This window comes from Flavobacterium nitrogenifigens (assembly GCF_003254565.1).
In the GTDB taxonomy this organism is placed as follows: domain Bacteria; phylum Bacteroidota; class Bacteroidia; order Flavobacteriales; family Flavobacteriaceae; genus Flavobacterium; species Flavobacterium nitrogenifigens.
Window position 1 is genome coordinate 1 of sequence record NZ_QJRI01000044.1, and the last position, 271, is coordinate 271.

General features: G+C 41.3%; 1 protein-coding gene. It reads left to right on the top strand.

Annotation, left to right across the window (positions count from 1 at the left end; translation table 11 throughout):
• Positions 1-271 (top strand): condensation domain-containing protein (locus DM397_RS00190; RefSeq protein ID WP_162615412.1); only part of this gene is annotated, 271 nt, incomplete at both ends.

Consider the following 271-nt stretch of genomic DNA (forward strand, 5'->3'; position numbering starts at 1 on the left):
AATTAACCGTACCCATAAACAATTTGGAAAAACAATCACTATTAAATTGTTTTTTGAAAGCCCAACCATTGAAGAATTGAGTAAAGAGCTGCAGGATAGCGAATATATCGCAATCCCGAAGGCACCTGAAAGCGAGTCTTATCCCTTAACGGATTCTCAAAGGCGATTATGGATCATGAGCCAGCTGGAAGGCGGTTCGCTGGCGTATAATATGCCCGGAGCAGTTTCTCTAAAGGGAAGTATAGACACCGATAAATTCGAAGAATCGTTT